Below are 19,212 nucleotides of genomic sequence, written 5' to 3' on the forward strand. Positions count from 1 at the left end.
ACAACGACGTGGCGATTCCCGCGCAGAGCAAGGGCGCGGCCCCGACCGAGGACGCAGCTCCCGGCGAGGTACTGCTCAAGGTCAGCGGTCTGCAGAAGCACTTCCCGATCCGCAGCGGTCTGCTGAAGCGGCAGACCGGTTCGGTCAAGGCGGTGGACGGCCTCGACTTCGACGTGCGCTCCGGCGAGACGCTCGGCGTGGTCGGCGAGTCCGGCTGCGGCAAGTCGACGATGGGCCGCCTCATCACCCGGCTGCTCGAACCGACCGGCGGCACGGTCGAGTTCGAGGGCCGGGACATCACCCACCTCGGGGTGCGCGGCATGCGCCCGATGCGCCGCGACGTCCAGATGATCTTCCAGGACCCGTACTCCTCGCTGAACCCGCGGCACACCGTGGGCGGCATCATCTCGGCCCCCTTCAAGCTCCAGGGCGTCGAGCCCGAGGGCGGGGTCAAGAAGGAGGTCCAGCGGCTCCTGGAGGTCGTGGGCCTCAACCCGGAGCACTACAACCGCTATCCGCACGAGTTCTCCGGCGGTCAGCGCCAGCGCATCGGCATCGCCCGCGCGCTCGCGCTCAAGCCGAAGCTGGTCGTGGCGGACGAGCCGGTCTCCGCGCTCGACGTGTCGATCCAGGCGCAGGTGGTCAACCTCCTGGACGATCTCCAGCAGGAGCTCGGCCTGACGTACGTGATCATCGCGCACGACCTGTCGGTCATCCGGCACGTGTCGGACCGGATCGCGGTCATGTACCTCGGCAAGATCGTGGAGTTGGCCGACCGCAAGTCGCTGTACGCGGCGCCGATGCACCCGTACACCAAGGCACTGATGTCCGCGGTGCCGGTGCCGGACCCCAAGCGGCGCGGCATGAAGAGCGAGCGGATCCTCCTGAAGGGCGACGTCCCCTCGCCGATCTCGCCGCCGAGCGGCTGCCGGTTCCACACCCGGTGCTGGAAGGCGACGGAGGTCTGCAAGACGCAGGAGCCGGCCCTCGTCGAGCTGAAGCCGGGCCAGCAGGTGGCCTGCCACCACCCGGAGAACGCGCCGGACCAGGCGCCGGGCGAGGAGGTGCTTCCGGAGGCCAGGGAGTCGATCGAAGTCGTGACGATCGGCGAGGCGGTGGCGGAGGAGTCGCCTGCTGCTTCCGAGGCGCCCGAGGAGCCTGCCGCGGCAGAGGCGGCAGAGGCGGCAGAGGCGGCAGAGGCGGCAGAGGCGGCAGAGGCCTCCCAGGCCTCCGAGACGTCCGAAGCGTCCGAAGCGTCCGACGCGTCCTCCGGGGCGGCGGGTGCCGAGGGCGAATCCGGACCGGACGACACCGTTCAGGAGTCAACCGACAAGTAGGGCATGACAGTTCGGCAAAGTCATGTTCATGCCGAAGCGGGAGAGTGCAGAGTCTGCGTGTCCGTACCAACGGCATGCGTACGAAGGGCAGACTCATGGCACTCTCCCGTTCGGCACGTCGTACCTCCTCCCGGCTGCTCGCCCTCGCCACCGCGGTGGCCGCCGGGTTGACCATCGCCGCCGCGCCCGCCGCCTCACCGGGTGCCCCGGGCATCGGCGACCCGTACTTCCCCAATCTGGGCAACGGCGGCTTCGACGCCCTCCATTACGACCTCGGGGTGAGCTACAACCCCGATTCCGGGCGCCTGGACGGGCGCACCACCCTGACCGCCCGGGCCACCCAGAACCTCTCCAGCTTCGACCTCGACCTCCAGAAGCTCACCGTCGACTCGATCCGGGTGAACGGCAAGCCTGCCGACTTCAGCAGAACCGGCGACGAGATCGTCATCACTCCGCGCCACCGGCTGCGCAAGGGCGAGGAGTTCGAGGTCACGGTCGCCTACGGCGGGGTGCCGCAGGCCCTGAACGGGCCCATCGTCTTCGGCTCCGACTACGGGTGGATGAAGACCAAGGACGGCGTGTTCGTCGCGTGCGAGCCGAACGCCGCCTCCACCTGGTTCCCGTCCAGCGACCACCCCGGCGACAAGGCGACGTACGACATCCGCATCGACGCGCCCAAGGGCCTGACGGGCGTGTCCAACGGGCGCCTGGTGGACTCCTATGACAAGGGCGGCCGTTCGTACTTCCACTGGCGCGAGACCAAGCCGATGGCGACGTATCTCGCGACCGCGTCCATAGGCAAGTTCGACGTGAAGACGGGCAAGACGCCTGCGGGTACGCCCATTTACGTCGCGATCGACCCGGTCCTGGCCAACCAGAACAAGGTCGACGTGTACGCGGTGACCGCCGAGGCCACCGACTACTGGTCCAAGCTGTTCGGCCCGTACCCGTTCGAGGAGACCGGCGCGGTCGTGGACGACATGCCCGAGGCCGGGTTCTCCCTGGAGACCCAGTCCAAGCCGAGCTATTCGGCGGTACGTTCCGAGTCGACCATCGTCCACGAGCTCGCCCACCAGTGGTTCGGCGACTCGGTGTCGGTCGCGCACTGGGACGACATCTGGCTCAACGAGGGCTTCGCGACGTACGCGCAGTGGCTGTGGGCCGAACACCGCGGGACGGCGACGGCCCACGACTCCTTCCTTGCCGCCTACAACTCGCGCCCGGCCGACGCCGACTTCTGGAAGATCGAGGTGGCCGACCCGCAGCGCGACACGATGTTCGCCTCCGCGGTCTACCAGCGGGGCGCGATGATGCTTCAGGAACTGCGCGAACGCATCGGTGACCAGGCCTTCTTCAAGCTCCTCCCGGCCTGGACGAAGCAGCACCGCTATCAGAACGCCGACACCGAGGACTTCATCGACCTGGCCGAGCACATCTCGGGCAAGTCGCTCGACGGCCTGTTCCAGAAGTGGATCTACGACACCGGCAAGCCCGCGCTCTAGGCCCGGCGTGTGCCGAGGGGCACCTCCGTATGCGTAAAAATGCGGGGTGCTTCACGAACTGTTCAGTCCCTCCGTCCAGCATGCGCTGGACCTCGTCGGAATCTTCGTCTTCGCGATCTCCGGCGCCCTGCTCGCCGTGCGAAAGAACTTCGACGTGTTCGGCATCGCGGTGCTCGCCGAGGTCACCGCACTGGGCGGAGGACTGTTCCGCGACCTCATCATCGGAGCGGTCCCGCCGGCCGCCTTCTCGGACCTCGGGTACTTCGTGACCCCGCTGCTGGCCGCGGTGCTCGTCTTCTTCCTCCACCCCGAGGTCGAGCGGACCCAGACCGCGGTCAACGTCTTCGACGCGGCGGGCCTCGGCCTGTTCTGCGTGACGGGCACGACCAAGGCGTACGACTACGGGCTCGGCCTCACCCCCTCGGCGGCCCTGGGCCTCGCGACGGCGGTGGGCGGCGGCGTACTGCGCGACGTTCTGGCCAACGAGGTCCCCTCGCTGCTCCGCTGGGACCGCGACCTGTACGCGGTCCCAGCGATCGTCGGCTCCACGATGATCGTGCTCTTCATCCGCTTCGACCTCCTGAACGCGACGACGAGCGGCCTGGCGGTGGTCACGGCGTTCCTGCTGCGCATCGCGGCCCTGAAGTACCACTGGCGGGCACCGCGGGCCTGGAACCGGCGGAGTTCGGCCCTGGAGGAGGCGTGAGGGCGCTGAGGGGCGGGGTTGGGGCCGGGGTCGAGGGAGCGGAAAAAGCTACCGCTCAGTAATTTATCGGTGTACGGTGCTGCGCATGGCACAGGCATCGTCACAGGTACTCCCCGCCGCGATCGGGGACAGCGAGTTCGACCGCGACACCGCCGTCACCCTGCGCGAAGCAGGGGTCTATGACGCGGAACTCTCGGCGGGCTGGACCATCATCCACGCCGTCAACGGCGGCTATCTGCTCGCCCTGCTCGGCCGTGCGCTCGGCGACGCGCTGCCGCACCCGGACCCGTTCACTGTCTCCGCGCACTACCTCACGCCGTCCGTGCCCGGGCCCGCGGTCATCCGCACCCAGGTGGTGCGTACCGGCCGCACCCTCTCCACCGGCCAGGCCTCGCTCTTCCAGTACGACGAGAGCGGCGCGGAGGTCGAACGCATCCGGGTCCTCGCCTCGTACGGGGACCTCTCCGCGCTGAGCGACGACGTGCGCACCACGGCCAAGCCGCCCGCGATTCCGCCGCTCTCGCACTGCATCGGCGCGACGGACGCCCCCGACGGCAGCCGGCCGCCCATCCCCGGCAGCTCCGCGATCACCGACCGGCTGATGCTCAAGCTCGACCCGACCACGCTCGGCTGGGCGGTGGGCGCGCCGTCCGGCAAGGGCGAGATGCGGGCGTGGTTCGGGCTCGCCGACGGGCGCGACGCCGACCCCATCTCGCTGCTGCTCACCGTCGACGCGCTGCCGCCGACCTCGTTCGAGCTGGGCCTGAAGGGCTGGACCCCGACGGTGGAGCTCACCACGCACATCCGCTGCCGCCCGGCGCCGGGTCCGCTGCGGGTGTCCATCACCACGCGGAACCTGGCGGGGGGATTCCTGGAGGAGGACGCGGAAGTCTGGGACTCGGCGGACCGGTTGGTGGCCCAGTCCCGGCAACTGGCGCGGGCGCCGCGGGATTGAGGGTGGAGTTAGCCCACCCACCCGCCCATGACTCGGCGTCGAATGGCCCGACCCACCTGGGGCTCCGCCCCGGACCCCGGGGAGTTTGCCTACTTGGCCGCCCGTGACGGGGTTGGTTGGGCCGAGCTCCTGGGGCTCCGCCCCGGACCCTGGGGAGTTTGCCTACCTGGCCGCCTGTGACGGGGTTGGTTGGGCCGAGCTCCTGGGGCTCCGCCCCAGACCTCGGGGGTTTGCCCACCCGCCCGCCCGTGACGGGGAGCTGGTTGGCTCGGCCCCGGGGGCTGCGCCCTTGGCCCCGCTTCGGGGCTCCGCCCCGGACTCTGTGGGGCGTCGGCCCACCCGCCCCGCCAGTTACGGGGGTTGGTTGGGTTGAGCCCTGGGGCTTCGCCCTCTAGAACCCCCACGAGGGGCCCTGCCCCTCCGCGCCCTGGACCCCCGCGGAGGCTCCGCCCCTGTCCCCTCCGCGGGATCTCGCAGTTCCAGCCCGACGAAGGGCGGGGCCCTGCCCTTGCCTCCCTCCGCGGGCTCCGCCCCCCTGCCTTGCCTCGGAGGCCCCGGCCCCTAGTCCCCCCGCGCCCCGCCGGGATGGCTCCGGCTCAGGGGGGCCAGGTCTCGGCGCCGGACCCCACCCCGCCCGGCGTCAGTCCCAGCCTCTCCGGCGTTTGAGGAGCGGGGGTCTGGGGGCGGTGCGCCCAGTGCCGCCTACCGGGGCTCAATCGACACACCCCCGGAGGGTTTCGGGAAGGGGTGGGGTGGGGTGGGGGGACTCCAGGGGGCTGGGGCCGAACCCCTAGTCCAGCCAGTGCCGGCGGCCCAGTGTCACCAGGCGGAGCTGCGCGCGGGCGGTCGTGAGGATCGACTCCTCGTCGGACTCGTCGCCCTCGAGCAGGGCCGACGCCGTCATCACCATGTGGTCGACGTACACCCCCGCCAGCATGCGCAGATCCGCCGAAGTCCACCCCGTCGACTGCGGATCCGCGCCGAGCGCCTCAGCGACCTCGTCCGCGAAGCGCCGCAGCTGGACACCGATGGCCTCGCGGACCGGAGCCACCCCGCCGTGCCGTTCGCGGGCGATGAAGCGGACGTGCGCCGGGTGCGTGCGTACCTGCGCGGCGATCAGGGCCACCGCCCGGTGGATGCGTTCCTCACTCGCCCCGGTCGTCACGATCGCCGCCCGGATCGTGTCGTGGAGGCTGCCCAGCGCCTGCTCGACCAGGGCCACCCCGAGGTCGGCCGTGTCCGTGAAATGGCGGTAGAACGCGGCCGGCGCGACCCCCACGGCCCGGGTGACCTCGCGGAGCCCGAGGCTGCTCAGGCTCTGGTGCTCCAGGAGCTGGAGCGCCGAGTCCATGAGGGCCTGCCGGGTCTTCTGCTTCTGGGCCTGCCGGATTCCGAGAGTGTGGCTCATGCCACTCAGTAAACAGCTGTTTGCTGAAGTTGGGAAGACTAGACTCAGTAGTCAGTGAACAGTCGTACTCCCAAGGGTCGTTGGGGGCCGTCCGGTCCCGTCGCCCCGCCGCACACAGAAAGGGACCCCATGCTTTTCCTCGTCGCAGCCCTCCTCCTGCTGGGGGTCGTGCTGGGCTCAGCGGCGCACCTCCCGCTCCCGGTCACCCTCGCCGTCGCCGGCGTCATCGGCGTCTGGCTCATCGTCTTCGCCGCCCGCGAACGCCTCTCGCACCGGAAGGGCTGACCATGGAACTCGCAGCGATCCGACGCCGCACCCGCCCCCAGGCTCTCAAGGAGCAGGGGGTACCCCGGTCCCGTGACACCGACGGGATGGCCATCGCGGCCTTCGTCCTCGGCCTGCTCGGGCTGCTCGTCATGAACGTCGTCCTCGGCCCCATCGCCATCGTCCTGGCCTCGCTCTCCCTCCTGTACGGGACCAAGCGCCGCGGCCGGGCCCTGCTCGGGCTCGCCCTGGGCGTGGCCGACCTCGCGGTCCTGCTCGGCCTGGTCCTCGCCGACCACACCGTCTCCTGGGGGCTCGGCGGCTGAACCCTGCGGGCCCTGGCCGGAACTGCGGCACGGCCCGCCCGGCGCGGCTCGTAGAATCGGGCCCACCATGGCTTACCTCGACCACGCCGCGACCACTCCGATGCTGCCGGAGGCGGTCCAGGCGATGACCGCCCAGCTGACGGCCACCGGCAACGCGTCCTCGCTGCACGCCGCCGGACGGCGGGCCCGCCGCACCGCCGAGGAGGCCCGCGAGGAACTCGCCGAATCGCTCGGCGCCCGCCCCAGCGAGGTCGTCTTCACGGCCGGCGGCACCGAGGCCGACAACCTCGCCGTCAAGGGCCTGTACTGGGCCCGCAGGGACGCCGACCCGCGCCGCGTGCGCGTGCTCGCCAGCCCCGTTGAGCACCACGCCGTGCTCGACGCGGTGCACTGGCTCGCCGAACACGAGGGCGCCACCGTCGAGTACCTGCCCGTCGACCCGTACGGGCGGGTGCACCCCGACGCCCTGCGCGAGGCCATCGAGCGCAACCCCGACGACGTCGCACTGGTGACGGTCATGTGGGCCAACAATGAGATCGGCACCGTCCTGCCGGTCGGTGAACTGGCCGCGGTTGCGCGGGAGTTCGGCATCCCGATGCACGCGGACGCCGTCCAGGCCTTCGGACAGCTCGACGTGGACTTCGCCGCGTCCGGACTGGCCGCCATGACCGTATCCGGACACAAGATCGGCGGCCCGTACGGCATCGGCGCCCTGCTGCTCGGCCGCGAGTACACCCCCGTCCCCGTGCTGCACGGCGGCGGCCAGGAGCGGCATGTGCGCTCCGGCACCCTCGACGTCCCCGCCATCGCCTCCTTCGCGGTCGCCGGGCGGCTCGCCGCCGAACGGCGCGGCGCGTTCGCCCGGGACATCGGGGGACTGCGCGACCGGCTCGTCGAGGCCGTCCGCAAGGCCGTGCCCGACGCGATCCTCGGCGGCGACCCGAACCCGGCGGGGCGCCTGCCCGCCAACGCCCACTTCACCTTCCCCGGCTGCGAGGGCGACTCTCTCCTCCTGCTGCTCGACGCGCAGGGCATCGAATGCTCCACCGGCTCCGCCTGCACCGCCGGCGTCGCCCAGCCCAGCCATGTGCTGCTCGCCACCGGCACCGACCCCGACCTGGCCCGCGGCACCCTGCGCTTCTCGCTGGGCCACACCTCCACCGAGGCCGATGTCGAAGCGGTCGCCGACGCGATCGGCCCCGCGGTCGAGCGGGCCCGCACGGCGGGGCTGGTCTGAGCCGCCGCCCCCGGAACGCGGCCGCCCCCGCTGATCAGGCCCGGCCGGCCGCCCCGACCAGCGAGAGGTAGCGCGGCCAGTCCCAGTACGGACCGGGGTCGGTGTGATCGGTGCCGGGCACCTCCACGTGCCCGATGATGTGCGTCCGGTCGACGGCTATGCGATAGCGGGCGCAGATCGCGGCCGTAAGGCGTGCCGACGACGCGTACATGGCATCGGTGAAGGACGACGCCTCCTCGACGAAGCCCTCGTGCTCTATGCCGACGCTGCGCTCGTTGTACTTCCGGTTTCCCGAGTGGAAAGCCACGTCCATCTCCCGCACCGTCTGCGCGATGTGCCCGTCCTTGCGCACCACGTAATGGGCGGCGGCCCTGTTCTCCGGGTCTTCGAACGTCTTCAGGGCGCTGTCGAAACTGCCCTGCACGACATGGATCACCACCCGGTCCACCGCGTAGTCGTCCGGCCGGTCGGCCATCCGCCAGTTCGCCGACGCCGCCGCCACCCACTGGGCGCCCGCGTAGTCGATCGCCCCGGCCTTGCGCGGTTTGTGCGGCCGCGCCTGCGGCGCGTTCAGATATCCGATCGTTCCGAGCGCCACCACCGCGCCCCCGATCAGCAGCCCCCTGCGGCTGGTCGCCATGAGCCCCCGCCCCCGTCCCTCCCGTACCGCCCACCGCTCCCCGTGAGGCCCCACCGCACCTCTCGGGCCCCGGGGAATCCCGGATCCGTCCCCTCTGAGATCCACAACGGATACTCCCGCGCCCCGGGTTCCCGATCCCACGTACCCTTACGAGTGCTATGACTCAGACTTCGACGCAGCCCTCGCCGATGACCTCCCCGCGCCCCCTGCGCGTACTCGCCGCCATGTCCGGCGGTGTGGACTCCGCCGTCGCGGCCGCCCGGGCCGCCGAAGCCGGCCACGACGTCACCGGTGTGCACCTGGCGCTCTCCGCGAACCCCCAGTCCTTCCGCACCGGGGCCCGCGGCTGCTGCACCATCGAGGACTCCCGGGACGCCCGTCGCGCAGCGGACGTCATCGGTATCCCGTTCTACGTCTGGGACCTGGCGGAACGCTTCCGCGAGGACGTCGTCGAGGACTTCATCGCCGAGTACGAGGCCGGCCGCACCCCCAACCCGTGCCTGCGCTGCAACGAGAAGATCAAGTTCGCGGCGCTGCTCGACAAGGCCCTCGCGCTCGGCTTCGACGCCGTGTGCACCGGCCACTACGCGACCGTCGTCCTCAACGAGGACGGCACCCGCGAGCTGCACCGCGCCTCCGACATGGCCAAGGACCAGTCGTACGTCCTCGGCGTGCTCGACGAGCGCCAGCTCGCCCACGCGATGTTCCCGCTCGGCGACACCCTCACCACCAAGGACGAGATCCGCGCCGAGGCCGAGCGCCGGGGCCTGGCCGTCGCCAAGAAGCCCGACAGTCACGACATCTGCTTCATCGCCGACGGCGACACCCAGGGTTTCCTCGCCGACCGCCTCGGCAAGGCGGAGGGCGACATCGTCGACGAGTCCGGTGCGAAGATCGGCAGCCACGAGGGCGCCTTCGGCTTCACCATCGGCCAGCGCAAGGGCCTGCGCATCGGCCACCCGGCCGCCGACGGCAAGCCCCGCTACGTCCTCGACATCTCCCCGGTGAACAACACGGTCACCGTCGGCCCCGTCGAGGCCCTCGACGTCACCGCCCTCGGCGCGATCAAGCCCCGCTGGTGCGGCACCGCCCCCGTGGGCCCCGGCACGTACACCGCGCAGCTGCGCGCCCACGGCGGTGAGACCGAGGTGACCGCCGAGCTCGTCGACGGCGTCCTGAACGTGACGTTCGCCGAGCCGGTCCGCGGCGTCGCTCCCGGCCAGGCGATCGTCCTGTACGACGGCACGCGCGTGGTGGGCTCGGCAACGATCGCGACGACCGAGCGGGCCGCGGCGCGCGTCTGAGGCGCCGGTCGTGCGGCGGGCGTCCAAGAGGGCGCCCGCCGCAAAGGAGTCCACCCCCTAAAAGAGGGTCATCCCTGGACGACCCGCAGCACGAGCTTGCCCTGGGTGCGGCCCCGCTCGCCGTACTCGTGCGCCTTCGCCGCGTCCGCGAGGTCGAACACCGAGTCGATCTCGGCACGCAGCCGGCCCTCCTCGACCAGCGCCGCGATCGCCCGCATGCCCGCGTAGTCCGCCTCCACGAGGGTGAAGCCCGCCCGGACGCCCAGGTCGGCCGCCTCCGCGAGCAGCCCGTCCTCGTCCGCGGACGCGATCGAGACCAGCACGCCGCCACGGCGCAGCACCTTCAGGGAGCGGCTGCCGTACGCGTCGCCGATGGGGTCGAGAACGACGTCCACGTCCCGCACCGCCTCGGTGAAGTCGACCGCGGTGTAGTCGATCACTTCGTCCGCGCCCAGGCCGCGGACGAAGTCGTGCTTGGCGGCGCTCGCCGTGCCGATGACGTACGCGCCGTGCGCCTTGGCGATCTGCACCGCGAGATGGCCGACGCCGCCCGCCGCGGCGTGGATCAACACCCGCTGTCCGGCGGTCAGCCGGGCCGTCTCGATCAGCGACTGGTACGCCGTGAGGGAGGCCAGCGGCAGCGCCGCGGCCTGGATGTGGTCGATGCCGGCGGGCTTGCGCGTGAAGTGCCGGGCCGGGGCGGTGACGTACTCCGCGTACCCGCCCGCCTGGTGCGGGAAGCGCGGCATGCCGAACACCTCGTCGCCGGGCCGGTACAGGGTGACGCCGAAGCCCACCGCCTCGACCGTGCCGGAGACGTCCCAGCCGAGGATCGGCGGCGTGCCCATCACCGCGAGACCGCCGCTCGCGCGGACCTTCCAGTCGGCGGGGTTGACGCCGGCCGCGTGCACCCGCACCAGGATCTCGGCCGGGCCCGGTTCGGGCCGCTCGGTCTCGATCTCGGCGAGCACTTCGGGGCCGCCCCAGCTGAGGGGGCTGATGGCGCGCATGGTCTGGGGCATGTCTGATCCTTTTCGGGGTGTTTCCGCTGGTGGGAGCACCAGCCTGCACCCGGGGCGGGCATTGTGGTGCTGGCCGTTTGGCCATGATGTGACAGAATCTGGCCATGGCTGTACGGCGGAAAGTCCACCAGGTGGCGGTGCTCGCACTCGACGGGGTGGTCTCCTTCGAGCTGGGCATCCCGTCCCGGATCTTCGACAGCGCCCAGGGGCCGGACGGGGAGCGGCTGTACGAGGTGACCGTCTGCACCGCCGACGGGCGTCCGGTGCGCACCGAGGCCGGGTTCTCGGTCGCGGTCGACCACGGCCCCGAGGCGCTCGCCACGGCCGACACCGTGGTGATCCCGCCCACCCACGACCTCGGCGCGATGGCCCAGGGCGGCCCGCTGCCCGAGCCGCTGGTCCGCGCCTTCGAGCGGATCCGGCCCGGCACCCGCATGGTGTCCATCTGCACGGCGTCCTACGTCCTGGCCGCCGCCGGGCTGCTCGACGGGCGGCCCGCCACCACGCACTGGTGCGACGCCGCCGCCTTCGCGCGCACCTTCCCGCGCGTCGAGGTGGACCCGGGCGTCCTGTTCGTCGACGACGGCGACGTGCTGACCTCGGCCGGCGCCGCCGCGGGTATCGACCTGTGCCTGCACCTGGTACGCCGCGACCACGGCAGCGCGGTCGCCAACCGGGCCGCCCGGCACTGCGTCGTCCCGCCGTATCGCGACGGCGGTCAGGCCCAGTACATCGAGCGCCAGGTCCCGGAGCCGACCCTCGCCAGCACCACGGCGACCCGTGAGTGGGCCCTCGGCCGGCTCCAGGAACCGCTCTCGCTGGGCGAGATGGCCGCCCACGCGCGGATGAGCCTGCGCACGTTCACGCGCCGCTTCCGTGAGGAGGCGGGCATGACACCCGGCAACTGGCTGACCGCCCAGCGCCTCGAACTGGCCCGCCAGCTCCTGGAGTCCAGCGACCTCCCGGTGGACCTGGTCGCCCACCGGGCCGGCTTCGGCACGGCCAACTCGCTGCGCCAGCACATGCGTTCCGTCCTGGGCGTCTCCCCGGTCGCCTACCGGCGCACCTTCCAGGTCGCCGCGCGGAGCTGAGCCGGGGCCGGGCTACTCGGACACGGTCTCCACTTCGTAGAAGCACAGGTGGTCCTTGATCTCGGCCACGTCCGGCTTCGGATCGGGGTAGTACCAGACGAGGTCGGCCGCTCCAGGCAGCGACCAATAGGAGGCCGTGCCCTTGAACGGGCAGTACGTGTGGGTGTCCGACGGCGTCAGCAGGTCGGTGCGGACGTCCTCGGGCGGGAGGTAGTAGCGGACGGGGAGGCCGGTCTCGCGCAGCAGCAGCGGACGGCTGCTCTCGGCGAGCACCTGCCCGTCGCGAACGACCCGCACGTGCTCGGTGCCCCGCTCGATGGTGATGCGATGTCCAGTCGTCATAAGAAGTGCAGCGTTCGCCGGGCGCCTCTTCTTCCCCGCCGCTCTTTCGTATCGTTGCCGTATGAACATTTGCGTCTTCCTCTCCGCGGCCGACCTCGACGAGCGCTACACCCGACCCGCGAAAGAGTTCGCCGAGCTGCTGGGCAAGGGCGGGCACACCCTGGTATGGGGCGGCTCCGAGAGCGGGCTCATGAAGGTCGTCGCCGACGGGGTGCAGGGCGCGGGCGGGAAACTCGTCGGCGTCTCCGTCGACTTCCTCGCGGAAAAGGCCCGTAAGAACGCCGACGAGATGGTCATCGCCAAGGACCTCGCCGAGCGCAAGGCCCTGCTGCTCGCCAAGTCGGACGCCGTCGTGATCATGGTGGGCGGCACCGGCACCCTGGACGAGGCCACCGAGATCCTGGAGCTGAAGAAGCACGGGAAGACCACCAAGCCCGTCGTCCTGCTGAACACCGCGGGCTTCTACGACGGCCTCAAGGAGCAGTTCCGCCGCATGGAGGACGAGGGCTTCCTGCCCGTACCCCTCACCGAGCTGGTCTTCTTCGCCGAGGACGGCGTCGCCGCGCTCGCCTACCTGGAAGAGTCCCTCGGCATCCAGTAGAGCGAGGACCAGTGGGAGCATGGCGGGTATGGCTACTCATCTGATCACCGGGGCCGGTTCCGGCATCGGCGCGGCCGTCGCGCGCCGCCTGCACGAGCGCGGCGACGAGCTCATCCTGCTCGCGCGCGACGCCGGACGCGCCAAGGAGCTCGCCGCCCGCCACCCGGGCGCCCGCACCCTCGTCGGCGACCTCGCCGACCCCGACCGCCTCTCCTGGGCCTTCGACAAGCAGCCGATGCCCGAGCAGCTCGACTCGCTGCTGCACATCGCGGGCATCGTCGACCTCGGCCCGGTCGGCGAGCTGCGCCCCAAGACCTGGCACCAGCAGCTCAACGTCAACCTGATCGCGCCCGCCGAGATCACCCGCCACCTGCTGCCCCAACTCCGCGCCTCGCGCGGGCACGTGGTGTTCGTGAACTCCGGCGCCGGCCTCAACGCGCATGCCGAATGGGGCGCGTACGCCGCCTCCAAACACGGCCTCAAGGCGCTCGCCGACTCCCTGCGCCACGAGGAGCACGCCAACGGCGTCCGCGTGACCTCGGTCTACCCGGGCCGCACCGCGAGCCCCATGCAGGCCAAGGTGCACTCGCAGGAGGGCAAGGAGTACGACCCGTCGCGCTTCATCGACCCCGAGTCGGTGGCCACCACCATCGTGATGGCCATCGACCTGCCGGCCGACGCCGAGGTCAACGACCTCACCGTGCGCCCCGGCAAGTAGCCGGGACCGGGCGCCGCCCCCGGTTGCGTACGCTTCCGGGGTGAGCGAACAGAACAATTTCCCCTGGGGGCCCGCCACCGGCGTCGGTTCGATGCCGGGCGGCGACGCGCGGGAGACCGCCAAGACCGTCACCGGATCGCTGATCGGGGCAGACGGGGCGAGCGGCGACTTCCCCCACCTCGCGGAGCTGCCCGCGCGCGGGCCCGGCGCCGACATGATCGGGCGGACCATCGGGCTCCTCGTCGAGATGTACGGACATGTGGAGCCCAGCGGCTGGCGCGTCAGCGACCGGCCCGGCCGGGACACCCGGCGGGCCAGGTCCTGGCTCGGCGAGGACCTCGACGCCCTGGAGGAGTTCACCCAGGAGTACACCGGGCCGCTGAAGGTGCAGGCCGTCGGGCCGTGGACGCTGGCCGCCGCCCTGGAGCTGCGGGGCGGCGAGCTCTCGCTCGGCGACCCCGGCGCCTGCCGCGACCTGGCCGGATCGCTCGCCGAGGGCCTGCGCGACCACCTCGCCGACGTACGCCGCCGGGTCCCCGGCGCCCAGCTCGTGCTCCAGCTGGACGAGCCCTCCCTCACCTCCGTGCTGCGCGGGCAGATCCGTACCGCCAGCGGATACCGCACCCACCGGGCCGTCGACCGGCAGGTCGTGGAGGCCGCGCTGCGGGACGTCGTCGCCGTGCACGACGGCCCCGTCGTCGTCCACTCCTGCGCGCCCGACGTCCCGTTCGCCCTGCTGCGCCGGGCCGGCGCAGCCGGAGTGTCGTTCGATTTCTCGCTGCTCACCGAGCGTGATGACGAACAGATCGGCGAGGCCGCCGAGAGCGGCATCAAGCTCTTCGCCGGAGTGGTGCCGGGCATCGACGGCTCATTGTCAGACCCTGCCGGTAGCGTCATGGGTGTCAGGACGCTGTGGCGCAGGCTGGGGCTGAATCCGGGGACTCTGAGCGAGTCCGTGGTGATCACCCCGGCATGCGGCATGGCGGGTGCGTCCCCGGCCTATGCCCGGGCCGCGCTCGCCCACTGCGTCCGGGCGGCGAGATCGCTCGCGAACAACCCTGAGTGACGGGGAAGACGGGAAACGGGAGGACATGACGGTGGCTGGCGAACAGAACGCAGCGGTGCCCGCGGAGGCACGGGAGAAGCACGCGCTCCTCGCCGAGCAGATCGAGGCGCACCGCTTCCGGTACTACGTGAAGGACCAACCGGTCATCAGCGACGGGGACTTCGACAAGCTGCTCCGCTCGCTCGAAGCCCTGGAGGACGAGCACCCCGAGCTGCGCACACCCGACTCGCCGACCCAGAAGGTGGCGGGTGCCTACGAGACGGACTTCGCCTCGGTCGAGCACCGCGAGCGGATGCTGTCCCTGGACAACGCCTTCGACGACGAGGAACTGGCGGCCTGGGCCGAGCGCATCGCCAAGGACGTGGGCACCGCCGACTACCACTACCTGTGCGAGCTGAAGGTCGACGGCCTCGCCGTGAACCTGACGTACGAGCACGGCCGGCTGACCCGCGCCGCCACCCGCGGCGACGGCCGCACCGGCGAGGACATCACGCCCAACGTGCGCACCATCACCGACATCCCGGACCGCCTCAAGGGCGACCGCATCCCCGAGCTCGTCGAGATCCGGGGCGAGGTCTACTTCCCGATGGAGGCCTTCGAGGGCCTGAACGCGCGCCTGGTGGAAGCGGGCGACAAGCCGTTCGCCAACCCGCGCAACGCGGCCGCCGGTTCGCTGCGCCAGAAGGACCCCAAGGTCACCGCCACCAGACCGCTGCACATGGTGGTGCACGGCATCGGCGCCCGCGCGGGCTTCGACATCGACAGGCTGTCGCAGGCGTACGACCTGCTGCGCGAATGGGGTCTGCCGACCGCCCAGCACAACAAGGTCGTCAAGTCCCTCGAAGAAGTACGCCAGTTCATCGCCTACATGGGCGAGAACCGGCACTCGGTGGTGGAGCACGAGATCGACGGGGTCGTCGTCAAGCTCGACGAGATCCCCCTCCAGGGCCGCCTCGGCTCCACCGCGCGCGCCCCGCGCTGGGCCATCGCCTGGAAGTACGCGCCCGAAGAGGTCAACACCAAGCTCGTCAACATCCGCGTGGGAGTGGGCCGCACAGGTCGCGTCACGCCCTACGCCCAGGTCGAACCGGTCACCGTGGCCGGCTCCGAGGTCGAGTTCGCCACCCTCCACAACCAGGACGTCGTCAAGGCCAAGGGCGTCCTCATCGGCGACACCGTGGTGCTGCGCAAGGCCGGGGACGTCATCCCGGAGATCCTCGGCCCCGTCGCCGACCTGAGGGATGGCAGCGAGTACCCCTTCGAGATGCCCGCCCAGTGCCCGGAATGCGGGACTGGCCTGCGTCCGATGAAGGAGGGCGACATCGACCTTCGCTGCCCCAACGCCCAGTCCTGCCCCGCCCAGTTGAGGGAGCGGCTGTTCTACCTGGGCGGCCGCAAGAGCCTCGACATCGAGAACTTCGGATACGTCGCGGCCGCCGCCCTCACCAAGCCCCTGGAGCCGGCCACCCCGCCGCTCCTCGACGAGGGCGATCTCTTCGACCTCACCATGGATCAGCTCCTGCCCATCAAGGCGTACGTCCTCGATCAGGACAGCGGACTGCCCAAGCGCGACCCCAAGACCGGCGAGGAGAAGATCGCGCTCGTCTTCGCCAACATGAACGGCGAGCCGCGCAAGAACGCCGTCTCGATGCTGGAGAACATCGCGGCCGCCAAGGAGCGCCCGCTCGCCCGCATTCTCACCGGGCTCTCCATCCGCCACGTCGGCCCGGTCGCCGCCGAGGCGCTGGCCCGCGAATTCCGCTCCATCGACCGCATCGAGCAGGCCACCGAGGAGGAACTCGCCGCGGTAGAGGGCGTCGGCGGCATCATCGCGGCCTCCCTCAAGCAGTGGTTCGCCGAGGAGTGGCACCAGGAGATCCTGCGCAAGTGGAAGGCCGCCGGGGTCCGCATGGAGGACGAGAGCACCGGCGAGGACGAGGGGCCGCGCCCGTTGGAGGGCCTCACCGTCGTCGTGACCGGAACTCTTGAGCGGCACACCAGAGATGGCGCGAAAGAGGCGCTGCAGAGCCGCGGAGCCAAGGTCACCGGTTCCGTTTCCAAGAAGACCTCGTTCGTCGTCGTCGGCGACAGCCCGGGTTCCAAATACGACAAGGCGATGCAGCTGAAGGTTCCGGTTCTGGACGAGGACGGCTTCGCCATTCTGCTGGAACAAGGGCCCGACGCGGCAAGAGAAGCCGCGATGCCCAACGCTCCAGAGGGGGAATGAGACACAAAGGAGGGTAGTAACAGGGGGCCTGGAGGCTGCGCGGAGTCACCCGTTCGGCGCATAGCAGACCGATGCGGGTGGCTGGGTCGCATTCGGGCAAGAGCTGTAGACCGCTGCCCGACAGAGCCTTCTGCGGCCTACTGTTGAGATGTGCGCCTGTCGTGCACGGCTGATGGCCCCTGCTGGTGGAGCGGTTGGGGTTCAACACCAGTCGTGGTGGCATGACATCGGGGCCATCGCGTGCACGGGCACTGCCGGCTGTGAGAGGGACGGGAATGAAACCGACCGAGAGCACCGCCCCGGCCGTGAGGCTGCGCGGGTTCACGGGATTTTCGTCCAGACTGACGGCCGTCGTCACAGGCCTCGCGGGCGTGGTCCTCGCCACCGGCTTCTACCGGGCCGTCCAGCACGGCGACGCCCTGTTCCCCGGCGGGACGACGGGCTGGTCGCTCGCCGTCCTCACCGGCATCATCGTCGGCCATCTCGTCGCGCTCGGCCGTGAGCGCTGGTGGGGCGGCACCGGTTCGGGAGCCGCTCTCACCATCGCCGTGCTGCTCCTGTACGGCTGGCTGCCGGCCGCGCTGGTCAGCCTGGCCGTGGTGGTCCTGGTCGGCGCCGCGCGGCGCAACCGCTGGCGCCAGGGCGTGCTGCACGGCGCGGTGGACATCCTCGGCATAGGAGCCGCGGGCCTGGTCCTGGCCGCGTTCGACGTGGCCCCGGGCGTGGTCCACCCGTGGTGGCCCACCCAGTGGAGCATCGCCACGGCCCCCGAAATCGTGCTCGCGGCCGGGGCGTATCTGCTGCTCACCAGGATGCTGCTCTGGTACGCGCTCGCGCCCCGCGGCGGCGGGCTGCCCACCGTCGCCCGCACGGCCCTGCTCAGGCAGGGTCTGGTGGCCGTCGCGCTGCTCGGGATCGCCCCGCTGATCTGCGTCGTCGCCATGTCGGTGCCCGTGCTGCTCCCGCTGTTCGCGGTGCCGCTCGTCGCCCTCGACTCGACGCTCTGGATCGCCCGGGCCCGTGCCGAGGAGCAGCTGCGCGACCCGCTCACCGGCCTCCCCAACCGCCAGTGGCTCCTGGAGCGCACCTGGTCGGCCCTGGAGGAGGCGGAGAGCAGCGGCACCCGCTCAGCCCTCGTACTGATCGACCTCGACCGCTTCCGGTCGGTGAACGACACCCTCGGGCACCTCGCCGGAGACCGCCTCCTCCTCCAGATAGCCGAACGGCTCAGGACGGCTCTGCCGCGGGGCGCGGAAGCGGCCAGGCTGGGCGGCGACGAGTTCGCCGTGCTACTGCCCGTCTGCGACTCCGCGACCAGCGCCATGCGGACGGCCCGCGGCCTGGTCGCCGAGCTGTCCTCGCCGCTCGACCTGGACGGGCTGACCCTCGTCCTGGAGGCCAGCGCCGGCGTCGCGCTCTTCCCCGACCACGCGCTGGACGCCGAGGGGCTGCTCCGCCGGGCCGACGTCGCGATGTACCAGGCCAAGCGGGACCGTACGGGCGTCGAGGTCTACGAGTCCAAGCGGGACTCCAACACTCCTGACCGTCTCGGCCTGTTGGGCGATCTGCGGCGCGCGCTGGATGCCGGGGACGTGGAGCTGCACTATCAGCCGAAGGTCCAGTTCGACGGCCAGGTGGCGGGACTTGAGGCGCTGGTGCGCTGGGTGCACCCCGAGCGCGGGCGGGTCTCTCCGGACGAGTTCATCGCGATCGCCGAGTCCAGCGGGCTGATGCCGCACCTCACCGAGTACGTCCTGGAGACCGCGCTCGCCCAGGTGGCGCGGTGGCGGGCCCAGGGTCTCAAGGTCCCCGTCGCCGTCAATGTGTCCCCGCGCGACGTTCACACGCCCGGCTTCGCGGGGGCCGTCGCCGCCCGCCTTGCCCGGCACGGCGTCCCGGCCGGCGCGCTCCAGCTGGAAATAACGGAACACGTCCTCCTGGAGGACCCGCAGCGGGCCGCCGACACCCTGGCCGGGCTGACCGGGCACGGCGTCAAGATGTCCCTCGACGACTTCGGTACGGGCTATTCGTCGCTGGTGCATCTGCGGCGGCTGCCAGTCAGCGAGTTGAAGATCGACCGGTCGTTCGTGGCCCGGCTCGCCATCGACAACGAGGATGCCGAGATCGTCCGCTGCACCGTCGATCTCGCCCACTCGCTGGGGCTGTTGGTGGTCGCGGAGGGTGTCGAGGACGACGAGACGTGGGAGCGGTTGCGGGATCTGGGGTGCGATGCGGTGCAGGGGTGGCTGGTGGCTGCGGCGATGCCGCCCGCCGAGGCGACGGCCTGGCTGCTTGCCCGGGGGGACTCCGGGTGGCATCGGCCTGCCGAGATCGCGGCGGCTGCCGCGGCTGCGCGGGCGGAGGCGGAGGCGCAGGGTTCTGGCCAGCCCGTCCAGTGACCCGGCCCCTGGGGCTCTGCCCCAGACCCCGTTCGCGCCTCAAGGGCGCTCGTCCTCAAACGCCGGA

At 71.3% G+C, this 19,212-nt stretch carries 18 protein-coding genes; 14 read left to right on the top strand and 4 right to left on the bottom strand.

The window, feature by feature from the left end; translation table 11 throughout:
• Positions 1-8: 8 nt before the first annotated feature.
• The 4 genes from IE206_RS20195 to IE206_RS20210 all read left to right on the top strand — a co-directional run bounded on the left by IE206_RS20195 (position 9) and on the right by IE206_RS20210 (position 4,500).
• A complete protein-coding gene (locus IE206_RS20195; RefSeq protein WP_373300953.1) occupies positions 9-1,337 on the top strand; it encodes an ABC transporter ATP-binding protein in 1,329 nt (442 codons plus the stop codon).
• Between the two features lie 95 nt (positions 1,338-1,432).
• Positions 1,433-2,839, top strand: coding sequence for a M1 family metallopeptidase (locus IE206_RS20200; protein ID WP_189963896.1), 1,407 nt, complete (start codon positions 1,433-1,435; stop codon positions 2,837-2,839).
• Between the two features lie 46 nt (positions 2,840-2,885).
• Positions 2,886-3,545, top strand: a complete 660-nt coding sequence (locus IE206_RS20205; protein ID WP_189963898.1) for a trimeric intracellular cation channel family protein — start codon at positions 2,886-2,888, stop codon at positions 3,543-3,545.
• 85 nt (positions 3,546-3,630) lie between these two features.
• The gene (locus IE206_RS20210; protein WP_189963900.1) at positions 3,631-4,500 is read left to right on the top strand and encodes a thioesterase family protein; all 870 of its coding nucleotides are present in this window, start codon (positions 3,631-3,633) and stop codon (positions 4,498-4,500) included.
• 790 nt (positions 4,501-5,290) lie between these two features.
• On the opposite strand, the gene IE206_RS20215 is transcribed toward IE206_RS20210, so the two are convergent.
• Positions 5,291-5,908, bottom strand: a complete 618-nt coding sequence (locus IE206_RS20215; protein WP_189963901.1) for a TetR family transcriptional regulator — start codon at positions 5,906-5,908, stop codon at positions 5,291-5,293.
• 129 nt (positions 5,909-6,037) lie between these two features.
• Between IE206_RS20215 and IE206_RS20220 the strand changes: the two genes are divergently transcribed.
• From IE206_RS20220 to IE206_RS20230, 3 genes are all read left to right on the top strand, one after another.
• Positions 6,038-6,193: a hypothetical protein gene (locus IE206_RS20220; protein WP_189963903.1), complete on the top strand. Its 156-nt coding sequence runs from the start codon at positions 6,038-6,040 to the stop codon at positions 6,191-6,193.
• Between the two features lie 2 nt (positions 6,194-6,195).
• Complete coding sequence (locus IE206_RS20225) at positions 6,196-6,498, top strand: DUF4190 domain-containing protein (RefSeq protein ID WP_189963905.1); 303 nt, start codon at positions 6,196-6,198, stop codon at positions 6,496-6,498.
• 67 nt (positions 6,499-6,565) lie between these two features.
• Positions 6,566-7,735, top strand: coding sequence for a cysteine desulfurase family protein (locus tag IE206_RS20230; protein WP_189963907.1), 1,170 nt, complete (start codon positions 6,566-6,568; stop codon positions 7,733-7,735).
• Positions 7,736-7,769: 34 nt separating this feature from the next.
• Here the strand turns inward: IE206_RS20230 and IE206_RS20235 are convergent, their stop codons facing one another.
• Entirely contained in the window at positions 7,770-8,375 is a 606-nt protein-coding gene (locus tag IE206_RS20235; protein ID WP_189963909.1) for an N-acetylmuramoyl-L-alanine amidase, read from the bottom strand.
• Positions 8,376-8,533: 158 nt separating this feature from the next.
• Here IE206_RS20235 and mnmA point away from each other — a divergent pair, with 158 nt between their 5' ends.
• Complete coding sequence (mnmA, locus tag IE206_RS20240) at positions 8,534-9,679, top strand: tRNA 2-thiouridine(34) synthase MnmA (RefSeq protein WP_189963911.1); 1,146 nt, start codon at positions 8,534-8,536, stop codon at positions 9,677-9,679.
• Positions 9,680-9,747: 68 nt separating this feature from the next.
• Here the strand turns inward: mnmA and IE206_RS20245 are convergent, their stop codons facing one another.
• On the bottom strand, positions 9,748-10,701 hold the full coding sequence (locus IE206_RS20245; RefSeq protein ID WP_226599828.1) for an NADP-dependent oxidoreductase: 954 nt from the start codon (positions 10,699-10,701) through the stop codon (positions 9,748-9,750).
• A gap of 104 nt (positions 10,702-10,805) precedes the next feature.
• Here IE206_RS20245 and IE206_RS20250 point away from each other — a divergent pair, with 104 nt between their 5' ends.
• Complete coding sequence (locus tag IE206_RS20250) at positions 10,806-11,792, top strand: GlxA family transcriptional regulator (RefSeq protein ID WP_189963913.1); 987 nt, start codon at positions 10,806-10,808, stop codon at positions 11,790-11,792.
• 12 nt (positions 11,793-11,804) lie between these two features.
• On the opposite strand, the gene IE206_RS20255 is transcribed toward IE206_RS20250, so the two are convergent.
• On the bottom strand, positions 11,805-12,134 hold the full coding sequence (locus tag IE206_RS20255; protein ID WP_189963915.1) for a DUF427 domain-containing protein: 330 nt from the start codon (positions 12,132-12,134) through the stop codon (positions 11,805-11,807).
• 61 nt (positions 12,135-12,195) lie between these two features.
• Between IE206_RS20255 and IE206_RS20260 the strand changes: the two genes are divergently transcribed.
• The 5 genes from IE206_RS20260 to IE206_RS20280 all read left to right on the top strand — a co-directional run bounded on the left by IE206_RS20260 (position 12,196) and on the right by IE206_RS20280 (position 19,145).
• Complete coding sequence (locus IE206_RS20260; RefSeq protein ID WP_189963917.1) at positions 12,196-12,735, top strand: LOG family protein; 540 nt, start codon at positions 12,196-12,198, stop codon at positions 12,733-12,735.
• Between the two features lie 28 nt (positions 12,736-12,763).
• Positions 12,764-13,453: an SDR family oxidoreductase gene (locus tag IE206_RS20265; RefSeq protein WP_189963919.1), complete on the top strand. Its 690-nt coding sequence runs from the start codon at positions 12,764-12,766 to the stop codon at positions 13,451-13,453.
• 40 nt (positions 13,454-13,493) lie between these two features.
• The gene (locus tag IE206_RS20270) at positions 13,494-14,519 is read left to right on the top strand and encodes a methionine synthase (protein WP_189963920.1); all 1,026 of its coding nucleotides are present in this window, start codon (positions 13,494-13,496) and stop codon (positions 14,517-14,519) included.
• Positions 14,520-14,544: 25 nt separating this feature from the next.
• Positions 14,545-16,746 carry an NAD-dependent DNA ligase LigA gene (ligA, locus tag IE206_RS20275; RefSeq protein ID WP_373300950.1) on the top strand — a complete coding sequence of 734 codons (2,202 nt, stop codon included), beginning with the start codon at positions 14,545-14,547 and terminating at the stop codon, positions 16,744-16,746.
• A 275-nt stretch (positions 16,747-17,021) separates the two neighbouring features.
• Positions 17,022-19,145, top strand: coding sequence for a putative bifunctional diguanylate cyclase/phosphodiesterase (locus IE206_RS20280; RefSeq protein WP_189963923.1), 2,124 nt, complete (start codon positions 17,022-17,024; stop codon positions 19,143-19,145).
• The last annotated feature ends 67 nt before the right edge of the window (positions 19,146-19,212 follow it).

It is taken from the genome of Streptomyces violascens (assembly GCF_014649955.1).
Taxonomy (GTDB): Bacteria; Actinomycetota; Actinomycetes; order Streptomycetales; family Streptomycetaceae; genus Streptomyces; species Streptomyces violascens.

Bases quoted from the DNA above. Each gene is read 5' to 3' on its own strand.
- IE206_RS20235 (WP_189963909.1), bottom strand. From the start codon at position 8,375: ATGGCGACCAGCCGCAGGGGGCTGCTGATCGGGGGCGCGGTGGTGGCG.
- IE206_RS20280 (WP_189963923.1), top strand. From the start codon at position 17,022: ATGAAACCGACCGAGAGCACCGCCCCGGCCGTGAGGCTGCGCGGGTTC.
- IE206_RS20255 (WP_189963915.1), bottom strand. From the start codon at position 12,134: ATGACGACTGGACATCGCATCACCATCGAGCGGGGCACCGAGCACGTG.
- IE206_RS20260 (WP_189963917.1), top strand. From the start codon at position 12,196: ATGAACATTTGCGTCTTCCTCTCCGCGGCCGACCTCGACGAGCGCTAC.
- IE206_RS20220 (WP_189963903.1), top strand. From the start codon at position 6,038: ATGCTTTTCCTCGTCGCAGCCCTCCTCCTGCTGGGGGTCGTGCTGGGC.
- IE206_RS20245 (WP_226599828.1), bottom strand. From the start codon at position 10,701: ATGCCCCAGACCATGCGCGCCATCAGCCCCCTCAGCTGGGGCGGCCCC.
- IE206_RS20230 (WP_189963907.1), top strand. From the start codon at position 6,566: ATGGCTTACCTCGACCACGCCGCGACCACTCCGATGCTGCCGGAGGCG.
- IE206_RS20215 (WP_189963901.1), bottom strand. From the start codon at position 5,908: ATGAGCCACACTCTCGGAATCCGGCAGGCCCAGAAGCAGAAGACCCGG.
- IE206_RS20200 (WP_189963896.1), top strand. From the start codon at position 1,433: ATGGCACTCTCCCGTTCGGCACGTCGTACCTCCTCCCGGCTGCTCGCC.
- ligA (WP_373300950.1), top strand. From the start codon at position 14,545: ATGACGGTGGCTGGCGAACAGAACGCAGCGGTGCCCGCGGAGGCACGG.
- IE206_RS20225 (WP_189963905.1), top strand. From the start codon at position 6,196: ATGGAACTCGCAGCGATCCGACGCCGCACCCGCCCCCAGGCTCTCAAG.
- IE206_RS20265 (WP_189963919.1), top strand. From the start codon at position 12,764: ATGGCTACTCATCTGATCACCGGGGCCGGTTCCGGCATCGGCGCGGCC.
- IE206_RS20250 (WP_189963913.1), top strand. From the start codon at position 10,806: ATGGCTGTACGGCGGAAAGTCCACCAGGTGGCGGTGCTCGCACTCGAC.
- IE206_RS20210 (WP_189963900.1), top strand. From the start codon at position 3,631: ATGGCACAGGCATCGTCACAGGTACTCCCCGCCGCGATCGGGGACAGC.
- mnmA (WP_189963911.1), top strand. From the start codon at position 8,534: ATGACTCAGACTTCGACGCAGCCCTCGCCGATGACCTCCCCGCGCCCC.